Consider the following 24,916-nt stretch of genomic DNA (forward strand, 5'->3'; position numbering starts at 1 on the left):
AGGGCGGTTTTTTTTGTATGATAAAAATACCCAACTTTTCATTGCCGGTTATTTTCCAGTTCAGGCTAAATCCTATGCATACATTAGCACCTTCAGAATTTATTTTTCCCGATCCCATCGAAGCTGATCCCGATCAGCAAGGGCTGATCTGCATAGGTGCTGACCTCTCCCCTTCTACCCTGTTTGAAGCCTATACCCATGGGCTGTTTCCCTGGTTTTCCGAAGATGACCCGATCTGCTGGTGGTGTCCGGAACCGCGCTGCATTATCCGTCCACAGGATTATCATCCTAGTAAATCCTTAATTCGCAATATGAAAAAGTTTGATTATCAAATCACGGTCAACCAGGCCTTTGAACGGGTAATCCGCTCTTGTGCTCTACCGCGTAGTTATGCTGAAGATACCTGGATTTCTGAAGATATTATTGATGGATACTGCCAGTTATTTGAAGCCGGTTATGGCTATAGCATTGAAGTATGGGAGGCAGGCAAAGTGGTGGGCGGTTTATATGGCGTGACTATTGGACATGGCTGTTTTGGTGAGTCGATGTTTAGCACCCAAACCGATGTCTCAAAAATGGCATTTTATACTTTAATGCTGATCGGACAGGAAAATCATCTACCCTGGATTGACTGCCAATTGGTCAATGATCATCTTTTAAGCCTGGGTGCCTGTACACTTTCTCGCCAAGCCTATCTTAATTCGTTACAAGATGTTGTAAAACAGCCTGCTATTGATTGGAAAAAATATCAGGAGGGTGTATTTTCAAGTAAAACAATAGCGCAAAAAGCGCGGTTAATTGAATGAAAATAAAAGAGGGATCTTGCCATGAATTCGTATCACCCAAAGTCCCTGCTCAATGATTTACAGTATTACATTACGCCGCCGCATAGCTGTAGTTATCTGGAACAGAAATCAGCACGGATGGTCTTTTTAGATCCTGCCCATCGTATTGATGTGGTCAGCCTGTCTGAACTTTCACGTCTGGGATTTCGTCGCAGTGGCGATTTTGTTTATCGCCCTGAATGCCACCTCTGCCGCCAATGTTTGTCTTGCCGGGTGCCTGTTGCTGACTTTCAGATGAACAGTTCACAGAAAAAAGCCTGGAAACGCAATCAGGATTTGACTGTTAAAATCATCCGTACTGCAGATGCCACCCCAGTTCATTATGCTTTATATGAACGCTATATTTTCGAGCGCCATGCAGATGGTGATATGTTCCCCCCTAGCGTCGATCAATTTGAAAAATTTTTGGTGCATAGCTGTACCGACAGTTTTTTTCTTGAATTCTGGAAAGATGACCAGTTGATTTGCGTTTCAAGCTGTGACCCTTTAGATGATGGGGTTTCCGCAGTTTATACTTTTTTTGATCCCGATGAGAATCGACGTTCACTTGGGGTATTTGCTGTACTCAAACAGATTGAACATGCCAAAGCTTTAGGTTTGCCTTATGTCTATTTGGGCTATTGGGTTCCGCATTCCGATAAAATGAACTATAAATCGCAATATGTGCCTTTGGAACTGTTGATTGATGGACAATGGCGACGTTTAAACCGTTTGCTGAATCAGGAAGAAATTCAGCAATTGGGCAATTCCCTCATGACGACCCTGCCCTCAGGATGGAATAACCCAATTATTAAATAATGTTGTACTTATGATTTAAAAAGCTGTGCAAAATCATCACTACAAGATTTCACCATAATAATGGCATGCTCGCGCGAACCATCGGCTTTGGGATAATAATTTTTGCGTAAATCGATTTGATGAAAACCAGATTTTTCATACAAAGCTATGGCAGCCTGATTACTTTCTCTTACTTCCAGAAATATTTGTAGCGGATTATTCTTCAGCTGGGCAATTGAGGCTTCAAGCAGTTGATAACCCAAACCTTTGCCTTGCTGACTGGGATGAATAGCCATCAGTAATAAATTGGCTTCATCCAGAACCGGTTGCAAGATACAAAAACCGACCACCTGTCCTTGTTGTTCAATCACGGTACTGTGATAAGAATCGATTGATTCTTCAAACTGCTTTACTGTCCACGGATGGCTTTGTACTAATTTTTCAATGTTTGCGACTGTTTGCACATCCGCATGCTGCATCAAACGAATCATCTTCGTTCATCTTTTAAATAACAGAAACTTCGCATTATATGAAGTTTGCATAAAAAATCGAGTAAAAAAATGGGCAATCGAAATTGCCCAAGGAGCCAAACTGCTTTTAAAAACCTAATTTGCCTTTCCAGGTTGCCAACAAACTGACTGTATCTAAATCATTAGGATGAAAACCCGGTCTAAAATAGGCCAGCATTTCCTTGCCCATGCCAGTGATAATGCCTTTAGATGGACTATAGGCATAGCTATAAATATCTTTTAACGATTCAAGATTAAACTGCTTATCTTCATTTAATAAACGTGCTAAAAAATAAGATTGGGTAATGAATAAAATGACCATAGCCAGTGTTAATGAACCGGTACGTAATGCATAAGCTTTTATGCCTCGCCCAAAAACACCTTCAAAAACATCATAAGCCACAGCTTTGTGTTCATTTTCTTCTATCGCATGCCATGCCCACATGGTTGCCATGGTCTTGTCTGTCATCAAGTCTTGAATATGCTGATTACGCAGAAGCTCAGAAGCGATGGTGGCGGTAAAATGTTCCAGTGCGGTGGTAGCGGTTAAATCTACCATTTCTTGGGTAATTCCTAATGGTTTAGCCACTTTTGCGAATAGTTTACGTGTGGTTTGGATAACCGTATCGGTCTTCGCGTCCAAGCTTGCAACATCATGCCCATATTTTTGTGCTGAAGCATTAAAGCCTACATGCTCTTGAGTATGCATGGCTTCTTGCCCAATAAAAGCACTAATTTCTTTTTGTAATGCCTGATTGTCTTTAATCGCTGGATGATTGCGAACAGCACGCACACTATCAATAAAGAACTTTTCACCAGCTGGAAATAATGCAGATAGCGCAGTCATAAAATGAGTCAAGCCTGCTGAACCATTCATCCAATATTCAGGAACATTGTCAAAATCAAAATTCATCCGTCGGACTGGAAAACTTGCACCCGCACGATTACTAATATTGACCTTTGCATTCATGATGCTTTACTCCTATCTAGCAAAGAAATTGCCAAATTCACTTTTGTTTTTCTTAATTGTTATATTACGTGTTTAAAAACTGGCTATAAGTGCAGATAAGGTCAGGAAAATATCAGTTAAGGACATGAGGAGAAATAAAACACTGTTTTATTTCGACGCAAGAGAATAGAACAATAAGTGAAATTATTTTTCGACGTAAGGAAATAAAGCACTGCTTTATTTCGACACAAGGGAAATAAATAATAACAATGCTTTTTCGACGTAAGAGAAAAGACTAATAAGTGAAATTATTTTTTTTGGCGCAAGAGAATAAAGCACCGCTTTAATTCAATGCAAAAAAATGATGAATGAAATCATTTTTCGACACAAAAGTAAATTGCAATAGCGAGATCACTTTATAAGCTAAACAATCGAGATACAAAAATTATCACGCATAAAAAAAGCGCCCCAAAGGGACGCTTTTTTTTCACACAATCAGCGATTATGCAGTTACTTTAGCAACTACACCAGCACCAACTGTACGACCGCCTTCACGGATCGCAAAACGTAGACCTGGGTCCATTGCGATTGGGTGGATCAATTCTACTGACATTTCTACGTTGTCACCAGGCATAACCATTTCCACGCCTTCTTGTAATTGGATCGCACCAGTTACGTCAGTTGTACGGAAATAGAATTGTGGACGGTAACCGTTAAGGAATGGAGTGTGACGACCACCTTCTTCTTTAGAAAGTACGTATACTTCTGCATCGAATTTAGTGTGCGGTTTGATTGTACCTGGTTTAGCAAGTACTTGACCACGTTGAACGTCTTCACGTTTAGTACCACGTAGAAGAACACCACAGTTCTCGCCTGCACGACCTTCGTCAAGCAATTTACGGAACATTTCTACGCCAGTTACAGTTGTTTTAACTGTGTCTTTGATACCCACGATTTCAACTTCTTCGCCTACTTTCACGATACCAGATTCAACACGGCCAGTTACTACTGTACCACGACCTGAGATTGAGAATACGTCTTCGATTGGCATCAAGAATGCTTTGTCGATCGCACGTTCTGGTTCAGGAATGTAAGAATCAAGTGCAGCAACCAATTCGATTACAGCAGATTCGCCATATTGACCTTGGTCACCATTAAGTGCAGCAAGCGCTGAACCACGGATGATTGGAGTGTCATCACCTGGGAAGTCATAAGTAGAAAGAAGTTCACGAACTTCCATTTCTACCAATTCAAGTAATTCTTCGTCATCAACAAGGTCACACTTGTTAAGGAATACAAGAATGTAAGGTACACCAACCTGACGAGAAAGAAGGATGTGTTCACGAGTCTGTGGCATAGGACCATCAGTCGCAGCACATACAAGGATCGCGCCGTCCATCTGAGCAGCACCAGTGATCATGTTTTTAACATAATCGGCGTGACCCGGGCAGTCTACGTGAGCGTAGTGACGAGTTGGAGAATCGTATTCTACGTGTGAAGTATTAATGGTAATACCACGTGCTTTTTCTTCTGGTGCAGAGTCAATTGCTGCGTAATCTTTCGCTTCACCGCCGTAAGTTTTTGCACAAATAGTTGCAATCGCAGCAGTTAAAGTTGTTTTACCATGGTCGACGTGACCAATTGTGCCCACGTTTACGTGTGGTTTGTTACGTTCGAACTTAGCCTTAGCCATGAGATCTTCCTTATTAAACTACTTATGGAGGGTTAGCTCCATAAGTGATTTTGGTTTTTAACTATGAATTAGTTTGGGCTTATAGTAATCGAAAGATTACTCGTCGTCACCTTTTTTACCACCAGTTTGGAACTTAGAAATGATGCCTTCAGCCACGTTACGTGGAGTTTCAGCATATTTAGCAAATTCCATAGAGTAAGTCGCACGACCTTGAGACATAGAACGCATTTGAGTCGCGTAACCAAACATCTCAGCCAATGGAACTTCAGCACGAATGGCTTTAGTACCACCAGGTAAATCGTCCATACCTTGAACCATACCACGACGACGGTTTAAGTCACCCATGATATCGCCCATGTAGTCTTCTGGAGTTTCTACTTCAACTTTCATGATAGGTTCAAGAAGGATAGGATCCGCTTTCATGAAACCGTCACGGAAGGCATAAGAACCTGCCATTTTGAACGATAATTCGTCAGAATCGACATCATGGTAAGAACCATCAAATAGTGTCGCTTTGATACCCACAACAGGGTAACCAGCCAATACACCATTCTTCATACGTTCTTGAATACCTTTGTCAACCGCGCCGAAGAATTCTTTAGGTACAACACCACCTACAACTTCTTCAACGAATTGGTATTCTTTACCAGCTTCTTCGACATCCATAGGTTCTAAACGAACATATACGTGACCGAATTTACCTTTACCACCAGTTTGACGTACGAACTTACCTTCTTGCTCAACAGATTTTTTAATCGTTTCGCGGTAAGCAACCATTGGTTTACCAATGTTCGCTTCAACGTTAAATTCACGTTTCATACGGTCAACAAGGATGTCAAGGTGAAGCTCACCCATACCCGCGATGATTGTTTGACCAGATTCTTCGTCTGTGCGTACACGGAACGATGGATCTTCTTTAGCCAAACGACCTAAAGCGATAGACATTTTTTCTTGGTCAGCTTTAGTCTTAGGCTCTACAGCTAAAGAAATTACTGGCTCAGGGAATTCCATACGCTCTAGAGTAATGATGTTTTTCTCATCACAAAGTGTATCACCAGTAGTAACGTCTTTAAGACCTACACATGCAGCGATATCACCAGCGCGGATTTCTTCAACGTCTTGACGTTCGTTCGCATGCATTTGCACGATACGGCCGATACGTTCACGTTTAGATTTCACTGGGTTATATACTGGGTCGCCTTGTTTAAGCACACCAGAATAAACACGTACGAAAGTCAAGTTACCTACGAATTTGTCGTTCATGATTTTGAACGCCAACGCAGAGAACGGAGCTTCGTCAGATGCTTCACGAACAGCTTTAGTTTCAGCTTTGTCGTCAAGAATACCTTCGATTGCTTTAACTTCAGTTGGTGATGGCAAGAATTCAATTACAGCATCCAACATACGTTGAACACCTTTGTTTTTGAACGCAGAACCACAAAGCATTGGTTGAATTTCACAAGCCAAAGTTTGCGCACGAAGACCAGCAACGATTTGTTCTTTAGTCAAATCGCCATTGTTTAAGTATTCGTCCATCAATTCTTCAGATGCTTCAGCCGCAGCTTCAACCATGTTAGTACGCCATTCTTCAGCAGTATCAACTAGGTCAGCAGGGATATCGCCATATTCGAATTGCATACCTTGAGATGCATCATCCCAAATGATTGCTTTCATTTCGATAAGGTCAACAACACCTTGGAAGTTATCTTCAGCACCAACTGGGATAACTACTGGTACAGGGTGAGCGCCCAAACGGGTTTTCATTTGTTCAACAACGCGGAAGAAGTTGGCACCTGTACGGTCCATCTTGTTCACGAATGCCAAACGAGGCACTTGGTATTTGTTTGCTTGACGCCATACAGTTTCTGACTGAGGTTGTACACCACCTACAGCACAGTAAACCATACACGCACCGTCAAGAACACGCATAGAACGTTCAACTTCGATTGTGAAGTCTACGTGTCCCGGGGTGTCAATTACGTTAATACGGTGTTCTGGGAATTGTTTACCCATACCAGACCAGAAACAAGTTGTAGCAGCAGAGGTAATTGTAATACCGCGCTCTTGCTCTTGTTCCATCCAGTCCATAGTTGCTGCACCATCATGTACTTCACCTAGCTTGTGAGATACACCTGTGTAGAACAAGATACGTTCTGAAGTCGTGGTTTTACCAGCATCGATGTGAGCTGAGATACCAATGTTACGGTAACGAGAAATTGGGGTTTGACGAGCCATGATTTCTTGCATTCCTAAATTTTGTTGTTTAAAACAGGACGCTCTAAGCTGCCAGGCAGCTTAAAGCGATTCGATGACAAAACAGTGAAAACTGGTTTGCCACCCTCCTGAATAGGGGCTGTTTTATCCGCTTAGAAACGGTAGTGAGAGAAGGCTTTGTTGGCTTCAGCCATACGGTGCACATCTTCACGTTTTTTAATCGCTGAACCCTTACCTTCAGCTGCATCAAGCAACTCACCAGCAAGACGTAAAGCCATTGTTTTTTCAGAACGCTTAGCAGCAGCGTCTACTAACCAGCGCATAGCTAGGGCAGTACGACGGGATGGGCGTACTTCCATAGGCACTTGATAAGTAGCACCACCAACACGGCGTGCTTTTACTTCGACCATAGGACGAACTTTTTCAAGAGTAGTCTCGAAAAATTCAACTGGGTCTACTTTAGATTTTTCTTGAACGCGGTCTAAAGCACCGTAAACGATACTTTCAGCAATAGATTTTTTACCATCTTGCATTACGTGGTTCATGAATTTAGCGATTGTTTGGCTGCCGAACTTAGGATCCGGAAGGATTTCACGGGCAGCGACTACGCGACGTCTTGGCATTTTAATACACCTATAAATATGACACTTCAGGTTTATCCAGCATGAGTACAAAGTGTCATGTACTGTTCGCTGGCCTTACTACACGTCGCTTGAATTTCACAAAATTAAATGCAGAAATCAGACAAGCGAGACGATAAAGGATTGCGGTTCTACGTTTTTAAGAAGCTAATCTAAAAAGATTATTTCTTAGGACGTTTAGTACCGTATTTAGAACGAGACTGGTTACGATCTTTAACACCAGCGCAGTCTAAAGAACCACGAACGGTATGGTAACGTACACCTGGTAAGTCTTTAACACGACCACCACGGATAAGCACAACACTGTGCTCTTGTAGGTTATGGCCTTCACCACCGATGTAGCTTGATACTTCAAAGCCAGAAGTTAAGCGAACACGGCAAACTTTACGCATTGCTGAGTTAGGTTTTTTAGGTGTAGTTGTGTAAACACGTGTACAAACACCACGACGTTGTGGACAAGCCTTCAACGCAGGAACTTTTGATTTTTCAATCAAAGTCGTACGACCCTTACGGATCAACTGATTTGTTGTTGCCATTTGGCAATTCTCCCGTTAATAAAAAGCCTCAAAAAAATACCACTTTTTGAGGGCACACAATTGTAAGCGAAGATAGAAAAATGGTCAATATTCGAGGCCATATCAAATATCGACCGCTTCCTTATATGTAGGTCAGTCGCTGCGTTTTTAAAGACTTTACCCCAGGCTTTTTTGCACTCTATTTTGTAACTTTTTTCTTGGTTGGCTTAGGTGCTTCATTTTGTTCAGATTGGGAAGCAGCAAGTTGCTCACTGCCCGCATCAATTCCTTGAACCTCTGCCTGAGCATATTCATCTATTTCCGCTTCATCTAGCGTTATGGCCGGCTTTTGTGGTTCAACCCGTTCATGTGGCTCCACCATATGTTCAGCCAAGTAGCCTAACCCTTGCTCTACCCGCTGACCTTTACGATCGTCGTCTGCGAAAACATCCTCAGTTTTTTTCTTAATGGTCACTTTGGCAATCGTGCCATGCCCTTCCACTGGTATGTCTTGATCAAGTTTAAGCTCGGCATTCAGATCAGTTTTAGTAAAGGGATTTAATAATCTTGGCGTTGCCTGTGCCAATAACTCCAAAGATTTCTCATAAGCCGCAATAGGAGATAATTCCGCTCCTTGATGCTGCTGCAAATAACCTCTGGCATGGGAAAATATTTGCTGTGCTTTCTGATTGACATCCTCAACCAGTTTCCAGCTATAAACCGCGCCAATGCCCGCCCCTGCAACCGGGGTTAACTTACTGATCAATGAAACTTTTGGCAGATGATTCAACCAGTTCCATTTCATTTCACCATTTTCATTACTTAGCCATTTTTTGAGTGACTGAGTATCATTACTGGAGCCCAGTATGTTTTGTAATTGAGCGATGTCATGTGTTTGCAGCATATTGGACAGCGCTTTTAGTGCCATCAGTACACTCTGTTTTTCAGCAATCTGTCCCAAATCAATTTGTTTAAATACAAATTGAACAATATCCTGTTCCGTGTCTTTATTCAGCTCAAAACCATAAGCACGTCCGACCTGATAAATCATGCGCAATGACATGATCAATGACAAAGGTACATCAATCGCTGAACCGACTACACCTGTAGCACCCGTCACGGCACCCTGTATAGAGGCAAGCCATTTGTTTTGTTCAGCCAAAGCCTGGCTCAGCCGTTTTGAACGTTCAACATCTTGAGTCAGTTCTTGTAAATCTTTTGCACCGGCCTGATCCAGCACGGCATCTACAGAACTTAGATTTGAAGTAAATTGATTTAAATGTTCAAAAAAATAGTCCGATACCTTGTCTGAAAAATCCGGTGAAACAAAATTAGCCACGCGACTGACCTTGCCGTACTGACGACCTAGCAATTGTCTCGATACATTGGGTAAATACTCGCGCATCATTTGTTGAGGATTATCATATTTCCTGGATTCAAATACGCTTTGAGAACGCGAACTTCCCTCAATAACATGACCATTGGTCAAGGCTCCATTGGCCTTGCCAGCACGTTCGGCAGCTGCATGATTCAGTGCACTCATTCCTGTTGCACTGATCTTTTTAGCCACTCCCAAAGCATTTGAGAAGAATCCACCTGAATGTTTATTATTGGTATCTGTCATTCTTTACCCTCATCTTCTATTCTTACAATTATTGATAAATACTAGGTGTAGTCTAAGTTTATCTCAATATTAATGTGTATCTTTTAGTTAATTATTCCGGCTAAACATTACAGATACATACTGTCAAAATAGGCATAATATTTGCCATAAGAATTCAAAAACCTTTCTGCTATGATGAATGCAACCGAAAGACATGAGTAATGCGCTGGATTGAGGTTTTTAGTTTTTCTCCCTGAATCAGCTGCATTTACTCAAAATATCACCATATAAGGGATCTGTAGATGAAGCGTGTTGTAATCACTGGTATGGGTATCAACTCATGCATTGGTAACTCTTTAGAAGATGTCACTCATTCTTTACAAAACGGCGTTTCTGGAACACGTTTTAACCCGACTTATGCAGAATTAAACTTTAAGAGCCATGTCAGTGCAGCGGCTGAACAAGATTTTGACCATATTGACCGCAAATTGAAACGCTTCATGGGCGTGTGTGCAATGTATGCCTACAATTCGGCTCTTGCTGCAGTGGAGCATGCAGGTTTAAGCGTTGATGATTTGGCGAGTAACCCACGCTATGGTATTGCGGGCGGTTCAGGTGGCGGTTCAACTGCCTCGGTCATTGAAATGAACGAATTATTGCAAACCAAAGGTGCGCGTAAAGTTGGTCCCTTCTTTGTTCCACGCAACATGACCAATACCATTACCGCAAACGTAGGTGTGGCATTCAAATTACAAGGTGTGGCGCATACGATTACCAGTGCATGTGCAACTTCAGCCGATGCCATTGGTTATGCTTACAACCTGATTCAATTGGGCAAACAGGATTTAATGCTGGCAGGCGGCGGTGAAGAAGATCACTGGTCTCAAAGCTTGCTGTTTGATGCTATGGGTGCGCTTTGCTCTAAATACAATGACACCCCTGAAAAAGCCTCTCGTCCATATTCAGCTGACCGTGACGGTTTCGTGATTGCTGGTGGTGGCGGTTTTGTGGTGCTTGAATCACTTGAACATGCTCAAGCGCGTGGTGCCAAGATTTTAGCAGAAATCGTGGGTTATGCAGCTAACTCTGATGGTGCAGACATGGTTGCACCAAGCGGTGAAGGCGCAACACGCTGTATCCTGATGGCACTTGAAGAAGCGAAACAGCATGGTGTTGAACAGATTGACTATGTCAACACGCATGGTACGTCAACTCCAGCAGGTGACGTGACTGAACTGAAAGCGATGGAACGTGCATTCGGTGAAGGTCAGGTTCCTCCTATCAGCTCAACCAAGTCTATGACCGGTCACAGCCTGGGTGCTGCGGGTGTACATGAAGCCATTTACTCAGTCTTGATGATGCAAAATGACTTTATTGCACCAAACATCAACGTGACTGAACTGGATGAAGGTGCAAAACCATTTGATATCGTACTTGAAAAACGTGACGCAAAATTGAATACTGTGATGAGTAACAGTTTTGGTTTTGGCGGTGTAAATGCCTGTCTTGTTTTCAAAAAATGGGAAGGCTAAGCTAAGAACTGTTGATCATTCACGCATGGATGATCAACTTCTGCCACACTGCCCTTAAAAGGGTGAATGGATGGATGCTCCTTCTGATGCTTTCTTGTGGGTAAAAGCATTACATATTATTGCAGTCGTTTGTTGGTTCGCGGCATTGTTCTACCTTCCACGTTTATATGTTTACCATGCCATGAGCGAAGATGTCGTCAGCCATCAACGTTTCGAAGTCATGGAACGCAAATTGTACCGTGGCATCATGTGGCCAGCGATGGTGGCAACGCTCATTACGGCGCACTTTCTGGTGGATTGGGGTGATGCAACACGCCACTACCATGAAGCGTTATGGTTTTACTTAAAAGTTGGCTTGGTGGGCTTGCTGGTGATTTATCACTTTGTCTGTGGTTATTACCGCAAGAAACTGATCGGTAACCCGCACTATAAATCACACAAGTTCTGGCGCTTCTTTAATGAAATGCCAACACTGATTTTATTTGCCGTGGTGATCTTGGTGGTGGTTAAACCCATGTTCTAAGCATCAAAAAAAGCCCTCAATCGAGGGCTTTTTTATATCTGACAGAAACCATATCGAAGAGAAACTTAGTTCAACATTTCCTGATTGCGTTTCAGCATTTCCTGATTGCGTTTATGCATCCGCGGTTTATACAGCAGCTGATAGGTCACTGCCAAAATAATCAGCCAAATCGGACTGATCATCAGGGCACGTAAAGTATCGGCTTCCAGACTTAAAATAATCAAAGTAAAGAACAAGAACACCAGTACTACATACGACATCCAGATTCCGCCCGGCATTTTAAAGGTTGACTTGGCATGCAGCTCTGGACGCAGTTTACGGTAACGAATATAGCACACCATGATGATGCTCCAGATACTGATAAACAAAATCACGCACAGCGAACTTGCTAAAGTAAAGGCCTCGACCGTATTCGGCACAAAATATTGTAGTGCAGCACCCGCCATAATAAAGGCACAAGAGAACAATAAGCCTTTTGCAGGCACAGCACGCTTGGACAACTGTGCCAGCTTTTGTGGTGCCTGCCCCTCTCGAGCCAAACCGAACAGCATGCGCGATGTTGAAAACACACCACTGTTCATGGATGACATGACTGATGACAGCACCACCAGGTTCATGATAATGGCTGCTGCACCAATGCCTGCATGCATGAACAGCGATACAAATGGACTTTGATCTGCAGGAATCTGGTTCCACGGTGTTACCGACATCACGATGAATAGTGACAATACATAGAACAAAATAATTCGGGTCGGAATGGCGTTGATTGCTTTAGGCAAGTTCTTTTCAGGGTCTTGGGTTTCTGCCGCCATGGTTCCAATCAGCTCCACACCCACAAAAGCAAACAAGGCAATCTGGAAACCGGCCAGGAAACCGCTGCCGCCTTGCGGGAACATGCCACCATGCGACCAGACATTGCTAAAGCTGGCAAGCGAACCACCTGGTGCATGAAAATGGCTAAACACCATAAAGCCACCAATACCAATCAGCCCTAAAATGGCCAAGATCTTGATAAGGGCAAACCAGAATTCAATTTCACCAAACAGACGTACGGCGAGCATATTAATGCCGAGTACCAGCAACACGCAGGCCACACTAATCATGGCCTGTCCGGATGGCGTAAAGGCCATACCTTCAGGCAGCCAGAAGCCTAAATAGTTGATAATGGCGGCCAGGTCCGCGATGCCGACCAGCACCCAACCGAGCCAATAGGACCAGCCAATATAGTAGCCTGCACCCGGGCCAATCAGGTCATGCGCCATATCAATAAAAGATTTGTAATGCAGGTTGGAGAGTAAAATTTCACCCAATGCGCGCATCAGGAAAAAAAACATGGTACCGATGATCATATAGATCAATAAAATGGAAGGGCCAGCCAGGGAGATGGTTTTGCCTGAGCCCATAAACAGGCCTGTCCCAATCGCGCCACCAATGGCAATGAGTTGCAGGTGACGGTTGGACAGTTTTCGTTGTAGTTCATGCGATGATGCCTTGGCATCGTCTGCTCGTGGTGTAGTGGTCATAACTGAACATCCTTTTAACATACGATTGCGTGTAAACCATGTGCTTTACATTGCCAGTCATCCCAACCAGCGACATTTACACGCTAGGCAGCAAAGCAGTCGCAACCGCTTTGCTGCCATACGGGGAGATTTTTACATTAAGGCTGTGCCGCCGTCACAGCAATTTCAATCAACCAGTCCGGATTGACTAAATCTGCCTGGATGGTGGCACGTGAAGGAGGAGTACAACCTTTCATCCAGTCAATCCAAATGGCATTGACGGTTGAAAAATCAGCGAGATTTTTAATATAAAGCTGTGCAGACAGCAGCCGGGATTTATCGGTTCCAGCCAAAGCCAGCAGTTCATCAATCGTGGCTAAAATTTCACGGGTTTGACCTGCGATATCATTATCGGTATTTTTCGGTACCTGTCCAGAAAGATAAACCACCTGATTAAATACCGTCACAGCGCTCATGACATCATTACTGTTGAATTTTTGAATGTTGTCAGCTGACATATACATTTCCTTGTATCAATAATTTGAATAAATAATTTGATTTTCAAGAACTTAATCTTGAACAAAATTGACTCTGGCAGTGACTGCACACATCAGCTCATAGCCAATGGTGCCTGAACCTGCTGCAACCTCATCAATACTCAGCACGGCACCTTGGGAAGATTTCCCCCATAGCACCACTTCGCTGCCCACACCCGCATCAGGAATAGTCGTTAAATCTACCGCCAGCATGTCCATACTGACGCGACCGATTAAATGGCTGCGCTGTCCATCGACTAAAATAGGCGTTCCGGTTTTGCTCAGACGCTGATAGCCATCGGCATAACCACAAGCCACAATACCAACACGCATATCGGTTTCAGCAATGAACTTGGAGCCATAGCCCACGCTATCACCTGCTTTGAGCTGTTGTACGGCAATGATTTCACTGCGTAGACTCATCGCAGGCTGGAGGTTCCAGTCATCAACCGTATGTGCAGGGAAATCGGGAGAACTACCGTACAGCATGATGCCGCTACGAATCACATCTGAACTTAAATCTGCATGGCGAAGAATGGCAGCACTATTACATACGGAACGTGCGCCCGGTAAATCATGAGTAATTGCATCAAATAACTGGCATTGATGCTCAATGCCGTCACGTCCTAAACGCTCCCCATCAGCATCCGAAAAATGCATCATATGAGTCAAACGTTGAACTTGAGGCAAGTTTGAGAGCTGCTGCCATACTTGACGGTACTGTTCGGGACGGAAACCTAAACGGTTCATGCCGCTGTTCATTTTTAAATAAACATCAAACTGCGCATTTAAAGGAAAACGCGCTAACCATTCGAGTTGATATTCACTATGAATACTGAAGCTTAGACCCAGCTCTTGGCAGTCAAATAGATCCTGCTCTGAGAAAATACCTTCGAGTAACAGAATCGGACCAGTCCAGCCCAAAGCACGGATGCGCTTCGCCTCTGCCAAATCGAGCAGCGCAAAACCATCGGCAGCTTTGAAAGCTTGATAGACGCGCTCAATACCATGACCATAGGCATTGGCTTTCACCACCGCATAGACTTGGCTATTCGGCATTTTGGTACGGGCAACATTTAAATTATGCTGCAGTGACTGGCGATGAATCACTGCAGTAATTGGACGTGGCATGTTGTTCTTCCTTGAATCAATATGACCTAAAACAGATTAGGCTGCTGAAGGGTAACGTTGAATCGATAGACCTTCAGTACTGATATCCGGTTGATGATTCATCACCAAGTCACTGATCAACTTGCCTGAACCGCAGGCCATGGTCCAACCTAAAGTTCCATGTCCTGTATTGAGGAATAAGTTTTTGAAACGCGTTGCACCAATGATCGGAGTGGAATCCGGCGTCATTGGACGTAGACCTGTCCAGAATGTTGCTTCTGCCAGATTTCCACCTGGGAATAAGTCTTGAGTCACCATTTCCAAGGTTGCACGGCGATCTTGATTTAAACCATGGTTGAAACCACTCAGTTCAGCCATACCACCGACACGGATACGCTGATCAAAACGGGTAATCGCAATCTTGTAAGTTTCATCCAACACCGTAGACTGCGGTGCAAATGCAGGGTCTACAATTGGAATGGTGAGTGAATAGCCTTTTACAGGGTACACAGGCAAATTCAGATTCAGTGGTTTTAAGAAGTCACGTGAATAACTGCCAAAAGCAAGTACATAACGGTCTGCGGTGAGCACTTGACCATCGACTACCACACCCTTGATGTCATCACCTTCAACCACCAGTTTTTCAACGTTTTGGTTAAATTTAAATTCTACGCCCATGTCTTTTGCAAGGTTTGCCAAAGCATTGGTAAATAAGTAGCAGTCGCCGGTTTCATCATTCGGCAGATGCAGGCCACCGACCAGTTTATCTTTGGCAAATTCCAAAGCAGGTTCCACTTTGGCCAAGTCATCTTTCAACAACAATTCAAAGTCGACGCCACATTCTTTTAACACTTGGATGTCGCGTTGTACTGCATCAAGCTGTGCTTCATTACGAAAAACCTGCAAGGTTCCTTTAGAACGGTTTTCATAGTGAATGCCTGTTTCTTTACGCAGTTCACGTAAGCAGTCACGGCTGTATTCAGCAACACGCGTCATACGTTCTTTATTAATGGCATAGCTTTGTGGATTGCAGTTTTTCAACATTTGCGCCATCCAGTTTAACTGCCACATGCTACCATCGATGTTAATCGCTAACGGAGCATGATGTTGGAACATCCACTTCACTGCTTTAAACGGAATACCGGGTGCAGCCCACGGTGTAGAATAGCCTGGAGAGATTTGCCCTGCGTTACCAAAGCTAGTTTCTTCAGCAGGACCAGCTTGACGGTCTAAAACCGTAACGCTTGCTCCCTGTTGTGCAAGGTAATACGCACTTGCAACACCGATAACTCCACTACCCAAGACAATTACACGCATGACTGATCCCTTACACACACTAGTTTATTTAACTAGTATATTTTTAGGTTAATAGTTTTTTTCACTGTTTTAAGCACTATAATCTAGGTAATTTGATAGTTTTGTCGCGGAAAAATTCTAAAAAAAGGAAAATCATAATGCGTAAATTAGACCGTATAGATCAGCAGATTTTAGATATTTTGCAGCGCGATGGACGGATTGCGATTAGCGAATTGGCGTCTCGAGTCAACCTGTCTACCACGCCCTGTTCGGAGCGGGTCAAACGTCTGGAACGCGATGGCATCATCATGGGTTATTACGCGCGGCTTAACCCGCAACTGGTCGACCGCAATTTGCTGGTGTTTTTAGAAATCAAACTTTCAGCCAAATCAGGCGATGTGTTTGATCAGGTGGCGCGTGATTTGGTGGAAATTCCTGAAGTTCTGGAATGTCACCTGATTTCAGGTGAATTTGATTATCTGGTCAAAGCACGCTTAAAGGAAATGAGTGCCTACCGGCGTCTGCTCGGCGACTTACTGAAAAAACTTCCCTCCTCCGCTTCCTCACACAGTTATATCGTGATGGAAGAAGTGAAAGAAAGTTTCTATTTAGATATTCGCTAAAATGCACAATGCCTTAGATCGGCATACAGGTATCTTGAGCTAAATAGTCTGGAAGATTTTCCTGTGGAAATGGATGTTTCAAACAGAGCTGATGCTCTTTTTGATAATAATCATATCCTTCTCTATTTTTATTCAGCTCATCTAGCGCATCCTGCTTTTGTACAGCATTAAAAACCCGAATTTTATTGTCTAAAATTCGAGAACGAAGTGCATAAGGTCGCCAGTCAACGACAGCAACCTGCGCTAAAATATTTCCCACCGAATTTTTCAAAACATATTTAGAGCGCTCCTCAGGCTGAAGACGCTCATACTGTTGCAAGAAATCCCAATAAGGTAGTTCAGACAATGCAATATAAGGCTCAATGTCTTCAACTTGCTGATTTAAACTACGGTTTGGTAGATAAACCAGACGGTATTGCCAATTAGACATACCTTTGGGTGGCGCTAGACTTTGAAAGGTTTGTGCACTTTGGCTTACTTCATAATGCATGCTTTGTCTTAAGCTCAAAACATTCTGAGTTAAAGGTAATACATACACGCTCGCATGCTGAGCCTTTAGATTGAGTAAATCCAGACTCTGCCACATAAAGTTTTGCAATATATATTTCTCAACCATAGAGAGCTTTTGTCCCTGCATATTTTGCAAAGCCGAGATGTACTGTAAAAGCGCTGCCTTTGACTCCTCTTTAGGTTTTAAACTCACTTGAACCAAATGCAATAAATGAAGATAGTGAAGAGTACGATAGTCTGGCAGTGCACCATCGACTGGAATCAATAAAGACACATAATCCGTACTGTTCAACCAGTGCAAATAACGCTGTATTGCAAATTGCTCTGTTGCAAGCGTTGCAATAAACTGAGATTGATGTTGGCGAATAAAGGATTCACTTTGTTCTGGTGTTTGTTTTAAAACCTGATTGAGTTCATCTAATACTTGTTTTTGTTCTGCTGACAACGGGTGCTTTTGCAACTGCTGTATTTGTATAGGTGTTGTTTTATTTACTGAGGATAATGGCTTGCCCTGCTGTTGCCACTGCTCATAATAGCGTAAACGACCCAAGGTTTCAGGCTCAACCTCTGCTTTCGCATCCATTCCCCAGACATAGAAAAATGGATGCTGTTTTAGATCACTTTGAAAGGCATAGTCAGCATCTATCAAGGCTTTGGACTGAGCAGATAACTCATCATCCTGCTGTAGCCAGTAAACCAATCCACCACTACCTAATGCCAATATAGCCAAACTCAGCAGAACTTTTTTTATCATTATTCACACAGTCAAGTATTTTATTATTTAGCAATCATACTGATTTTACTAAATAAATTGAAGCACATCGGCAAAGGTTTTGATCCGTGCTTTTGGTGCTGCTTCCGTCAATTCCTGATCTGAACCATACCCATATTCCACCGCAATGGTTTCTATTCCATTACTCCGCGCTCCGAAAATATCATGTTCACGATCACCCACCATCACACATTCAGCAGGGTCTAAATTTTCCTTTTCAAGGATATAGGCAATCAGCTCGCCCTTGTTGGTGCGCTCACCATTCAGCTCACTGCCATAGGCGTAATTAAAATATTGCAGTAAATCAAAATGTTCCAAAATCTGTTTGGCATAGATTTGAGGTTTTGCCGTAGCCAAATACAAACGGAAACCCTTTTGCTGTAAGGTTTGCAAAGTTGCTGACACATCTTCAAAAACATGGTTTTCATATAAGCCAGTGACTGCAAAACGTTCCCGATAGCCCATTAAAGCCTGTTCAGCCAAAACATCATCCACCGCAACATTTAAAATTTTCGCCAAAGAAGCCTGTAAAGGTGGACCAATAATCCAGTCAATGTTGACATCATCGGCAATCGGATGTCCCACTTTAGCCAGACCATAACGTGCTGAAGTGGTAATCCCTACTTTGGGATCAGTTAATGTTCCATCTAAATCAATCAAAATATTCTTAATCACCAACCGACCCTTCAACTTAAATTTTTACTTCACAAATACTATCGAGACTTGGCTCAAAGTTGCCTATACTAACGCAAATTTTGTGATTTAAGGACATCATTGTGCGCCCTACTGTACTTTGCTTTTCTGGTCTAGATCCATCGGGTGGAGCTGGCTTGCAGGCAGACATTGAAGCGATTGGTCAAAGTGGTGCACATGCAGCAATTGCCTGTACTGCGCTGACGATTCAAAACTCACAACAGGTGTTTGGCTTTGAAGCCACTTCGAAAGAATTGCTCTTAGCTCAGGCTCATGCAGTGGTCGGTGACTTACCAATTAAATGCGTTAAATCCGGTATGTTAGGTACAACGGACAATATCGGAGCCCTGGCTGAGTTTTTGCGTGAACATCCCGAATATTTATATGTCCTCGACCCGGTACTGGTGGCCAATAGCGGAGGTTCCTTGGGTGATCAGGCTACACTGGTCAAAGCCTTTGTGGAACTGATTCCCTTAGCTACCCTCATCACCCCTAACACGGTAGAACTTCGCGCTTTAACCGGAGTGGAAGATATAGACCAGGCAACGGCAAAGCTGTTTGCAATGGGTGCAAAAGCAGTTCTAGTCAAAGGTGGCCATGAAGATACGCCAGACTATATCCGCAATGCCTTATATGTGGATGGACAATTGGTTTCGGAAACCCGCTGTCCACGTCTTGAAGGTGAGTATCATGGTTCAGGTTGCTCATTGGCCAGCTTTATTGCCGGTCGTTTAGCCCAAGGGGATGATTTAAAACAGGCTGTTAACCATGCCGAAACCTGGTTATTTGGCGTACTTAAAAAGGCAGAATCTCCTGTAGCCAATGGACAACGCATTCCTAAGCGTTTTTAAAACAGTCAGCAGTTAAAACCTGAGAGCAGCCCTGAATGAGCTGATTTCAGGTTAATTATAGACTTGTAGTTACTACAAAAAATAAAGCCTGTTTCACTACATGCTTTATGCTGAAGATGATTTACAACTAGACAATCAGTTCTTTAATTCTCGTGGTTGATCCATTGTTTTTGACTGACTCTATGCCTTTATCACGGGATTGATCGCTCGAATATAATTGACTGATCCCAATAACCTGGTGATTGACAGCTTTTAATTTAAAATAAGGCTTGCCATTTTTCGCTTCTAAGCGTTCATAACGGCTTTCATCTACACTATTTCGCTGAACTGATTCAATACCAATGTGTACAGAGGCTTTTGCCTTATATAACTCACTGGTGAGAATGACTTCCCCATTTCCAGCTTTTAACACAAAACGATATTGTCCATCGTCCACTTGACTGATTTCATACCATCCGGCCATATTGAATCCCCTTTATTATTTTTAAAATTATAAGAACTTCATCTTTTTTTATTTTTCAAAACACACAGTTTTATAAAATATAAATAATTTTTTGTTTTTTTAATTTGGTTTTTTTGTAATCAAAAAACTTATTTCGATATAAACTAAAAAATATTGCAATGGAGTGAATTTGGCTTGAATGAACAAAGCATATAGATCAAGAGAATAAAGAAGTTTTAGTCCCCTGATCATCATAATAAATTTAGATAATTTTTTTAGAATAAGTGGTTTTCTGCATTTCTAATATTTCCACACAAAGCTGCACACGCACTTGGCTTTGGGCAGGTACATGCTGTTCGAGTGTTTGCAGAATCACTTGAGCAATTTGCTGCTGTAATTCTACACTACGGCCGGTCAATAAAGACACTTTAGCATGCACATAGGCTTGCGAGGTATCTTCTAAACCAATGACAAAATCGTGCTGGCAAATGGCACGGCTTTTTAGCTCATTTGCAGCACCCACATAAGCACCCTCAACCAGAGCTTTGTTTATGGCCAGCAAAATAGGTTTTGCTTCCAGGTTTTTAACATTGTCTGAATATTCAAGATGGATATGTGGCATGGGGGAAATTCTTTAAAATAATGACAAGTGTTCAATGTTAACCCATGCTGAGGATAAAAGATCAATATTCGACTTAGCCTGTTATGTGCAGCCAACTTCACTCCCCCATTTAAAACTCTCGCTCAGCTCAGACTATGCTTAGGCTATAGAAGCCAAATATATTGGTTAAACTGATAAAAAAGCTCCAGCATGTCGCTAGAGCTTTTCCATTTTTACTTGAAACTTGAACCTGACTATTAAGCTTTTTTCACATACTCGGATTTCAACTTCATTGCTCCAACACCGTCAATTTTACAGTCAATATCATGACCATCACTGGCATCGGTTAACAGGCGAATATTTTTCACCTTGGTCCCAACTTTAACAACAGATGAAGAACCTTTAATTTTCAAATCCTTAATGACTGTTACTGTGTCACCATCTGCCAACACATTGCCATTTGAATCCTTGATTATTGTGGCTTCTTCAGCAGCACTCTCACCCTCTTTCCATTCGTATGAGCATTCTGGGCAAATGAGCAAATTGCCATCTTGATAAGTATATTCTGAATTACATTTGGGGCAATTTGGCAAAGACATAAAAAAACCTCAAAGACGCTACTATAGCATTTTATCCGCCACACGCCTGCTAAAACCGTAGGGTCTGTTGACATTTCATAAATGGCTTGCGTTGTAGGCTAAAATTGAGCAGACAAGGAATGAAATGCAAAGAATGGTGGTTCCATTTTTAAATTTCATGACGAAGTCTGTAATAATTTTAGCCACAACCTGAGCCAGAACAAAGCACTGCTTTGTTTGCAGCGCAAGGCGCAGCTGGGGACTAGAGTATTTTTTGATGCTAAGTCGTTGTGAACTACGCATTTAGAATGACTAAATTTTGTATTTCACGCCTCGTATCATCTAAAAAATACTCTAAGTCGCAAACATAGACGAATTGTCAACAGACCCTCTTATTATGGAATAAATCTGCTCACCAGATGCTTTTCAGCTTTCCTCTAAAACCTGTTTCAGCACAATCACATGGTTATATTTTTCACTTTTTGCCGCGGTGATGAGGCTAATTTTTTCCTGTTTTGCAATCTCTTTAATTTGCTGTAACAGTGCTGCTTGTTCCTGTAGCTCAGTCCTGTAGCGTTGCTGGAACTCTTCCCAATGTTCGGGATCATGTGCATACCATTTCCGCAGCTCAGTCGAGGGTGTAATGTCCTTGGGCCACAGATCAATTTTGGCATCTTTCTTTTTGATGCCTCTGGGCCACAGCCGATCGACCAGAATACGTTTACCATCTGTAGCTAAAACTTCGGCATAGGCACGTTTGATTTGAATTTGCATTGCAAGCTGCTACTGATCTGGAATTTCAGCATTGACCAGTAAAGCCAGCAATTGCAAGGATTCCTGCCATCCCAAATAGCATGCTTCAACAGGAATAACATCGGGAATGCCAGATTGGGTAATATGCACTTCCGTTCCAACAGAAACTGCTTTTAATTGAATGATCACTTCAATGGTTCCCGGTAAATTCGGGTCATCAAACTGGTCGGTATAGCGTAGCAGCTGGTTAGGAATAATTTCATGATAGCTGCCACCAAAGGAGTGACTAGAACCGGTAGAAAAATTGCTAAACGACATTTTGTAAGTCCCACCGACTTTGGCATCCAGATGATGAACTTTAGCGGTAAAACCATGCGGTGCCATCCATTTGACCAGAGCGTCTGGATCAATAAATGCTTTAAACACCCGTTCTGGTGGTGCGGTAAATACACGGTGCAGTTTTACTGTATTACTTTCTGTATTGGTTTCTGTATTGGTTTCACTCATTTGCTGATCTCGCCTTATTTTTATTTTTCAAAGTTAAGTTTACTGTTGTTATGCCGTGCCTATGTATGGCTTTAGTACGATATGAAGCAAGGCTTCCTTTTCTACGACTAAAAGCCGCATGGCAAATTTCAGAGCCTCTCCAGATTAAAAATACATGCACTTAAGCTGGCATTTCTTCATTTAAATCTAACATTTATTTCTAAATATTCTCTAAATATTTTAGTCTGGCATGTCATCAATATGACTGGGTTCTATGCGGGGCTGAGTATTGGTTTGCGCCATATACTCTACAATGTACTGAATATCTTCTTGTTCATTTTCCTGTTTTTGTTCTACCTCTGGACGATAAGCCACATAATTATTGACTGCCATGCGGTGCTCCTTCTGATTCTTCGAGTATGGATGAACTGCTTTTAAAATTTATGTATTAATCTAGCAAGGAGCGCTCATTATAGGGTCAGTGCTTAGTAAGCAATTTGAGTGTGTTTAGTAAACAAATGGGCAGATAAAATGAAGATGATGGGTTCAAAGAAAGATAAAATAATGAAGAAATTTTTTATTTTTAAATCAGAAATTTAAGCAGAAATATCTACAAGATTAAAAACAGATTGAATGTGATCATCCGATAAGTTGGTTTTTAAATATGCCCTGTTCAGTTTTAATTCATTAATGATGATTTCATAAAATCCAAGCACTAAAAAGCCCTAAACATTAGAATTTTTAAGGCTTTTTTAAAAAGGTAAAAATATGAAGAAAATGAATTAACTTCTCATTTCGCCTTCTAAATCTTCGTCATCATAAACATAGGCCATGCAACCCCAGCCATCGTATTCACCGCCATGCTGTTCAGCAATGCTGCCAAACCACTCTTCCAGGTCGACAATGTCTGAATATTCAGGTTCCATATACACATAGATCGTGATAATCCATTCGACCGTATCGGCTTCTTCATCTTCAAACAGGCTGATTTTTTGTTCTTCTTTCAGCAGATAAAGTGCGCATTTTTCTGCCTGCTCTTGAGTTTGAAAAGCAATGGAAAATTCAATTTCATGGGCTTCGGTCAGGTCGTCGCCATCTTCAGCCATTTGCCAAAGTACATTGCCGTTTTCGTCATCTGGAAATTGTTCAAAATCGCGTGTCATGGAGCGTTTCCTTATTGTAATCATGTACAAGCTATATCATGCTACACAGATTAGCTCAAGTTTGTTTCAGTTTCTCAATTTAACCGCGTCAATCTTGCTGATGAAACATTTCTTTGCTTTAAAATTTTTATTTATTCAATAGATAGGCTGTTGCTAGCCTTCTATCATCTGTTCTTGCAATTCACTTTGTTCAGCGTATTGCTGTGCCTTAAATGCTAAAACCAAGCCTGCAAACCTTAACTCTTCCAGACGTAACTTTAAAAATGATTCATTAATTCGGGCATGACTAAATGCTGTTCCACTATGATTGATCAGGATAAAGTCATCTTGCAGTGCCTGAATAAACTCCCCTATCGTGTCATGAGTCAGTTGTGATAAATACAGATCGGCCTTACTGTTAAACACATGAGTGACCAGAGCGATAGCCGAAAGTCGGCGATTTTCTTCAACATAATCACATTGTCCCACCGTGTTTGCTGCAATGGCATTTTTTATTTTACGGCGTACTTCTTTTAACTGCTGCACGGCATGGATTTCATCATAGCCATCAATTAACTGATCCAACACTGTTTGTGCAGGATATAAATATTGGATGCCATAACCATGAATCTTATTTTCCAATGCCTTCGAAATTGCCGCTAAGTTTTCTTGTTCTACCGCTTGATTATAAAAACCACCTAATTGTTCCCTCGCCTGGGCTTCCAGATTAAGTCGGCTATTTTTTTCCAGTTTTTCCAGATAATGTCGAACACTTTCAATCTCTGCCTCGATTTTTTTCAGCAGAAACTCTGCTTCAGTTTTAGTGGCTTCTACAAAGCTCTCGACCTGATTTTTTCGCTCTGCAACATAATGCTCAATATCCAAAACATCCTGATACTGACTGAGCTTTTCAAGCTTGTTTTTTAAATTGCCGATTTCTATACGACAGGTATTCAATTGATGATGCAGCGCATCGTTTTGCTGCTCATGCTCTGCCAGATTATTGCGCGTGCGATCCAGATTGACCTGTAAAGACTCAAGGTTGAGCTGTTTTTTTCTTATTTGTATGATTGCCCGATAAAGCAATCCCACCAAAATGATGGTGGTCAGGATATATAGATAAATCATTATTATTATCTCAAAATTATTATTTCAAAGAAATGTGACACATTATTTATTATTAATTTGTTTTTCAATCACTAGAAAAAGGGATATTGTGT

At 42.1% G+C, this 24,916-nt stretch carries 27 protein-coding genes; 6 read left to right on the top strand and 21 right to left on the bottom strand.

All coding sequences use genetic code 11. From position 1 onward, the window contains the following. Nucleotides 1–74 precede the first annotated feature (74 nt). Nucleotides 75–806: a leucyl/phenylalanyl-tRNA--protein transferase gene (aat, locus tag B9T26_RS05895; protein WP_086198815.1), complete on the top strand. Its 732-nt coding sequence runs from the start codon at nucleotides 75–77 to the stop codon at nucleotides 804–806. Between the two features lie 21 nt (nucleotides 807–827). Beyond that, nucleotides 828–1,643: an arginyltransferase gene (locus tag B9T26_RS05900; protein ID WP_086198816.1), complete on the top strand. Its 816-nt coding sequence runs from the start codon at nucleotides 828–830 to the stop codon at nucleotides 1,641–1,643. An 8-nt stretch (nucleotides 1,644–1,651) separates the two neighbouring features. Here B9T26_RS05900 and rimI read toward each other — a convergent pair whose 3' ends face one another. From rimI to B9T26_RS05935, 7 genes are all read right to left on the bottom strand, one after another. After that, complete coding sequence (gene rimI, locus B9T26_RS05905) at nucleotides 1,652–2,113, bottom strand: ribosomal protein S18-alanine N-acetyltransferase (RefSeq protein ID WP_086198817.1); 462 nt, start codon at nucleotides 2,111–2,113, stop codon at nucleotides 1,652–1,654. A 106-nt stretch (nucleotides 2,114–2,219) separates the two neighbouring features. Then, a complete protein-coding gene (locus B9T26_RS05910; protein WP_086198818.1) occupies nucleotides 2,220–3,101 on the bottom strand; it encodes a metal-dependent hydrolase in 882 nt (293 codons plus the stop codon). A 481-nt stretch (nucleotides 3,102–3,582) separates the two neighbouring features. Continuing rightward, nucleotides 3,583–4,773 (bottom strand): elongation factor Tu, encoded by a 1,191-nt coding sequence (tuf, locus tag B9T26_RS05915; RefSeq protein ID WP_086198819.1) that lies wholly within the window; start codon nucleotides 4,771–4,773, stop codon nucleotides 3,583–3,585. A gap of 96 nt (nucleotides 4,774–4,869) precedes the next feature. Beyond that, entirely contained in the window at nucleotides 4,870–7,008 is a 2,139-nt protein-coding gene (gene fusA, locus B9T26_RS05920) for an elongation factor G (RefSeq protein ID WP_086198820.1), read from the bottom strand. Nucleotides 7,009–7,139: 131 nt separating this feature from the next. Further along, on the bottom strand, nucleotides 7,140–7,610 hold the full coding sequence (rpsG, locus tag B9T26_RS05925; protein WP_004648014.1) for a 30S ribosomal protein S7: 471 nt from the start codon (nucleotides 7,608–7,610) through the stop codon (nucleotides 7,140–7,142). Between the two features lie 179 nt (nucleotides 7,611–7,789). Beyond that, nucleotides 7,790–8,164 (bottom strand): 30S ribosomal protein S12, encoded by a 375-nt coding sequence (gene rpsL, locus B9T26_RS05930; protein ID WP_004648013.1) that lies wholly within the window; start codon nucleotides 8,162–8,164, stop codon nucleotides 7,790–7,792. Between the two features lie 178 nt (nucleotides 8,165–8,342). Next, nucleotides 8,343–9,767, bottom strand: a complete 1,425-nt coding sequence (locus tag B9T26_RS05935; protein ID WP_086198821.1) for an EcsC family protein — start codon at nucleotides 9,765–9,767, stop codon at nucleotides 8,343–8,345. 281 nt (nucleotides 9,768–10,048) lie between these two features. On the opposite strand from B9T26_RS05935, the gene B9T26_RS05940 reads away from it, so the two are divergent. Both B9T26_RS05940 and hemJ read left to right on the top strand, forming a co-directional pair. Next, entirely contained in the window at nucleotides 10,049–11,278 is a 1,230-nt protein-coding gene (locus B9T26_RS05940; RefSeq protein WP_086198822.1) for a beta-ketoacyl-ACP synthase II, read from the top strand. 70 nt (nucleotides 11,279–11,348) lie between these two features. Then, entirely contained in the window at nucleotides 11,349–11,801 is a 453-nt protein-coding gene (hemJ, locus tag B9T26_RS05945; RefSeq protein WP_086198823.1) for a protoporphyrinogen oxidase HemJ, read from the top strand. Between the two features lie 65 nt (nucleotides 11,802–11,866). Here hemJ and B9T26_RS05950 read toward each other — a convergent pair whose 3' ends face one another. The 4 genes from B9T26_RS05950 to B9T26_RS05965 all read right to left on the bottom strand — a co-directional run bounded on the left by B9T26_RS05950 (nucleotide 11,867) and on the right by B9T26_RS05965 (nucleotide 16,266). Next, nucleotides 11,867–13,324 carry an amino acid permease gene (locus tag B9T26_RS05950; protein ID WP_086198824.1) on the bottom strand — a complete coding sequence of 486 codons (1,458 nt, stop codon included), beginning with the start codon at nucleotides 13,322–13,324 and terminating at the stop codon, nucleotides 11,867–11,869. Nucleotides 13,325–13,461: 137 nt separating this feature from the next. Then, nucleotides 13,462–13,821, bottom strand: a complete 360-nt coding sequence (locus B9T26_RS05955; RefSeq protein ID WP_205666406.1) for a RidA family protein — start codon at nucleotides 13,819–13,821, stop codon at nucleotides 13,462–13,464. Between the two features lie 51 nt (nucleotides 13,822–13,872). Further along, on the bottom strand, nucleotides 13,873–14,970 hold the full coding sequence (gene alr / locus B9T26_RS05960) for an alanine racemase (RefSeq protein ID WP_086198825.1): 1,098 nt from the start codon (nucleotides 14,968–14,970) through the stop codon (nucleotides 13,873–13,875). 36 nt (nucleotides 14,971–15,006) lie between these two features. Then, nucleotides 15,007–16,266 (bottom strand): D-amino acid dehydrogenase, encoded by a 1,260-nt coding sequence (locus B9T26_RS05965; protein WP_086198826.1) that lies wholly within the window; start codon nucleotides 16,264–16,266, stop codon nucleotides 15,007–15,009. Nucleotides 16,267–16,403: 137 nt separating this feature from the next. On the opposite strand from B9T26_RS05965, the gene B9T26_RS05970 reads away from it, so the two are divergent. Further along, nucleotides 16,404–16,868 (top strand): Lrp/AsnC ligand binding domain-containing protein, encoded by a 465-nt coding sequence (locus tag B9T26_RS05970; RefSeq protein WP_004694947.1) that lies wholly within the window; start codon nucleotides 16,404–16,406, stop codon nucleotides 16,866–16,868. A gap of 13 nt (nucleotides 16,869–16,881) precedes the next feature. Here the strand turns inward: B9T26_RS05970 and B9T26_RS05975 are convergent, their stop codons facing one another. Both B9T26_RS05975 and B9T26_RS05980 read right to left on the bottom strand, forming a co-directional pair. Further along, on the bottom strand, nucleotides 16,882–18,132 hold the full coding sequence (locus B9T26_RS05975; protein WP_086198827.1) for a hypothetical protein: 1,251 nt from the start codon (nucleotides 18,130–18,132) through the stop codon (nucleotides 16,882–16,884). Between the two features lie 48 nt (nucleotides 18,133–18,180). Beyond that, on the bottom strand, nucleotides 18,181–18,825 hold the full coding sequence (locus tag B9T26_RS05980) for an HAD-IA family hydrolase (protein WP_086198828.1): 645 nt from the start codon (nucleotides 18,823–18,825) through the stop codon (nucleotides 18,181–18,183). 101 nt (nucleotides 18,826–18,926) lie between these two features. On the opposite strand from B9T26_RS05980, the gene B9T26_RS05985 reads away from it, so the two are divergent. Then, nucleotides 18,927–19,694 carry a hydroxymethylpyrimidine/phosphomethylpyrimidine kinase gene (locus tag B9T26_RS05985; RefSeq protein WP_086198829.1) on the top strand — a complete coding sequence of 256 codons (768 nt, stop codon included), beginning with the start codon at nucleotides 18,927–18,929 and terminating at the stop codon, nucleotides 19,692–19,694. Between the two features lie 127 nt (nucleotides 19,695–19,821). Here the strand turns inward: B9T26_RS05985 and B9T26_RS05990 are convergent, their stop codons facing one another. From B9T26_RS05990 to B9T26_RS06020, 8 genes are all read right to left on the bottom strand, one after another. Next, nucleotides 19,822–20,157, bottom strand: coding sequence for a YegP family protein (locus B9T26_RS05990; protein ID WP_086198830.1), 336 nt, complete (start codon nucleotides 20,155–20,157; stop codon nucleotides 19,822–19,824). A gap of 241 nt (nucleotides 20,158–20,398) precedes the next feature. Then, on the bottom strand, nucleotides 20,399–20,758 hold the full coding sequence (locus tag B9T26_RS05995) for a 5-carboxymethyl-2-hydroxymuconate Delta-isomerase (RefSeq protein ID WP_086198831.1): 360 nt from the start codon (nucleotides 20,756–20,758) through the stop codon (nucleotides 20,399–20,401). Nucleotides 20,759–20,994: 236 nt separating this feature from the next. Next, nucleotides 20,995–21,336 carry a zinc ribbon domain-containing protein YjdM gene (locus B9T26_RS06000; RefSeq protein ID WP_086198832.1) on the bottom strand — a complete coding sequence of 114 codons (342 nt, stop codon included), beginning with the start codon at nucleotides 21,334–21,336 and terminating at the stop codon, nucleotides 20,995–20,997. A gap of 405 nt (nucleotides 21,337–21,741) precedes the next feature. Beyond that, the gene (locus tag B9T26_RS06005) at nucleotides 21,742–22,089 is read right to left on the bottom strand and encodes a DUF488 domain-containing protein (RefSeq protein WP_086198833.1); all 348 of its coding nucleotides are present in this window, start codon (nucleotides 22,087–22,089) and stop codon (nucleotides 21,742–21,744) included. Between the two features lie 9 nt (nucleotides 22,090–22,098). Continuing rightward, complete coding sequence (locus B9T26_RS06010; RefSeq protein WP_086198834.1) at nucleotides 22,099–22,575, bottom strand: SRPBCC family protein; 477 nt, start codon at nucleotides 22,573–22,575, stop codon at nucleotides 22,099–22,101. A 219-nt stretch (nucleotides 22,576–22,794) separates the two neighbouring features. Next, entirely contained in the window at nucleotides 22,795–22,947 is a 153-nt protein-coding gene (locus tag B9T26_RS15645) for a hypothetical protein (RefSeq protein WP_171262946.1), read from the bottom strand. 389 nt (nucleotides 22,948–23,336) lie between these two features. Beyond that, the gene (locus B9T26_RS06015) at nucleotides 23,337–23,717 is read right to left on the bottom strand and encodes a ribonuclease E inhibitor RraB (protein ID WP_086198835.1); all 381 of its coding nucleotides are present in this window, start codon (nucleotides 23,715–23,717) and stop codon (nucleotides 23,337–23,339) included. 153 nt (nucleotides 23,718–23,870) lie between these two features. Then, nucleotides 23,871–24,824, bottom strand: a complete 954-nt coding sequence (locus tag B9T26_RS06020; protein ID WP_086198836.1) for a DUF4041 domain-containing protein — start codon at nucleotides 24,822–24,824, stop codon at nucleotides 23,871–23,873. Nucleotides 24,825–24,916 lie beyond the last annotated feature (92 nt).

Origin of the sequence: Acinetobacter sp. ANC 4169, assembly GCF_002135355.1 — a bacterium.
In the GTDB taxonomy this organism is placed as follows: domain Bacteria; phylum Pseudomonadota; class Gammaproteobacteria; order Pseudomonadales; family Moraxellaceae; genus Acinetobacter.

Bases quoted from the DNA above. Each gene is read 5' to 3' on its own strand.
- aat (WP_086198815.1), top strand. From the start codon at position 75: ATGCATACATTAGCACCTTCAGAATTTATTTTTCCCGATCCCATCGAA.
- B9T26_RS05900 (WP_086198816.1), top strand. From the start codon at position 828: ATGAATTCGTATCACCCAAAGTCCCTGCTCAATGATTTACAGTATTAC.
- rimI (WP_086198817.1), bottom strand. From the start codon at position 2,113: ATGATTCGTTTGATGCAGCATGCGGATGTGCAAACAGTCGCAAACATT.
- B9T26_RS05910 (WP_086198818.1), bottom strand. From the start codon at position 3,101: ATGAATGCAAAGGTCAATATTAGTAATCGTGCGGGTGCAAGTTTTCCA.
- tuf (WP_086198819.1), bottom strand. From the start codon at position 4,773: ATGGCTAAGGCTAAGTTCGAACGTAACAAACCACACGTAAACGTGGGC.
- fusA (WP_086198820.1), bottom strand. From the start codon at position 7,008: ATGGCTCGTCAAACCCCAATTTCTCGTTACCGTAACATTGGTATCTCA.
- rpsG (WP_004648014.1), bottom strand. From the start codon at position 7,610: ATGCCAAGACGTCGCGTAGTCGCTGCCCGTGAAATCCTTCCGGATCCT.
- rpsL (WP_004648013.1), bottom strand. From the start codon at position 8,164: ATGGCAACAACAAATCAGTTGATCCGTAAGGGTCGTACGACTTTGATT.
- B9T26_RS05935 (WP_086198821.1), bottom strand. From the start codon at position 9,767: ATGACAGATACCAATAATAAACATTCAGGTGGATTCTTCTCAAATGCT.
- B9T26_RS05940 (WP_086198822.1), top strand. From the start codon at position 10,049: ATGAAGCGTGTTGTAATCACTGGTATGGGTATCAACTCATGCATTGGT.
- hemJ (WP_086198823.1), top strand. From the start codon at position 11,349: ATGGATGCTCCTTCTGATGCTTTCTTGTGGGTAAAAGCATTACATATT.
- B9T26_RS05950 (WP_086198824.1), bottom strand. From the start codon at position 13,324: ATGACCACTACACCACGAGCAGACGATGCCAAGGCATCATCGCATGAA.
- B9T26_RS05955 (WP_205666406.1), bottom strand. From the start codon at position 13,821: ATGTCAGCTGACAACATTCAAAAATTCAACAGTAATGATGTCATGAGC.
- alr (WP_086198825.1), bottom strand. From the start codon at position 14,970: ATGCCACGTCCAATTACTGCAGTGATTCATCGCCAGTCACTGCAGCAT.
- B9T26_RS05965 (WP_086198826.1), bottom strand. From the start codon at position 16,266: ATGCGTGTAATTGTCTTGGGTAGTGGAGTTATCGGTGTTGCAAGTGCG.
- B9T26_RS05970 (WP_004694947.1), top strand. From the start codon at position 16,404: ATGCGTAAATTAGACCGTATAGATCAGCAGATTTTAGATATTTTGCAG.
- B9T26_RS05975 (WP_086198827.1), bottom strand. From the start codon at position 18,132: ATGATAAAAAAAGTTCTGCTGAGTTTGGCTATATTGGCATTAGGTAGT.
- B9T26_RS05990 (WP_086198830.1), bottom strand. From the start codon at position 20,157: ATGGCCGGATGGTATGAAATCAGTCAAGTGGACGATGGACAATATCGT.
- B9T26_RS05995 (WP_086198831.1), bottom strand. From the start codon at position 20,758: ATGCCACATATCCATCTTGAATATTCAGACAATGTTAAAAACCTGGAA.
- B9T26_RS06000 (WP_086198832.1), bottom strand. From the start codon at position 21,336: ATGTCTTTGCCAAATTGCCCCAAATGTAATTCAGAATATACTTATCAA.
- B9T26_RS06005 (WP_086198833.1), bottom strand. From the start codon at position 22,089: ATGCAAATTCAAATCAAACGTGCCTATGCCGAAGTTTTAGCTACAGAT.
- B9T26_RS06010 (WP_086198834.1), bottom strand. From the start codon at position 22,575: ATGAGTGAAACCAATACAGAAACCAATACAGAAAGTAATACAGTAAAA.
- B9T26_RS15645 (WP_171262946.1), bottom strand. From the start codon at position 22,947: ATGGCAGTCAATAATTATGTGGCTTATCGTCCAGAGGTAGAACAAAAA.
- B9T26_RS06015 (WP_086198835.1), bottom strand. From the start codon at position 23,717: ATGACACGCGATTTTGAACAATTTCCAGATGACGAAAACGGCAATGTA.
- B9T26_RS06020 (WP_086198836.1), bottom strand. From the start codon at position 24,824: ATGATTTATCTATATATCCTGACCACCATCATTTTGGTGGGATTGCTT.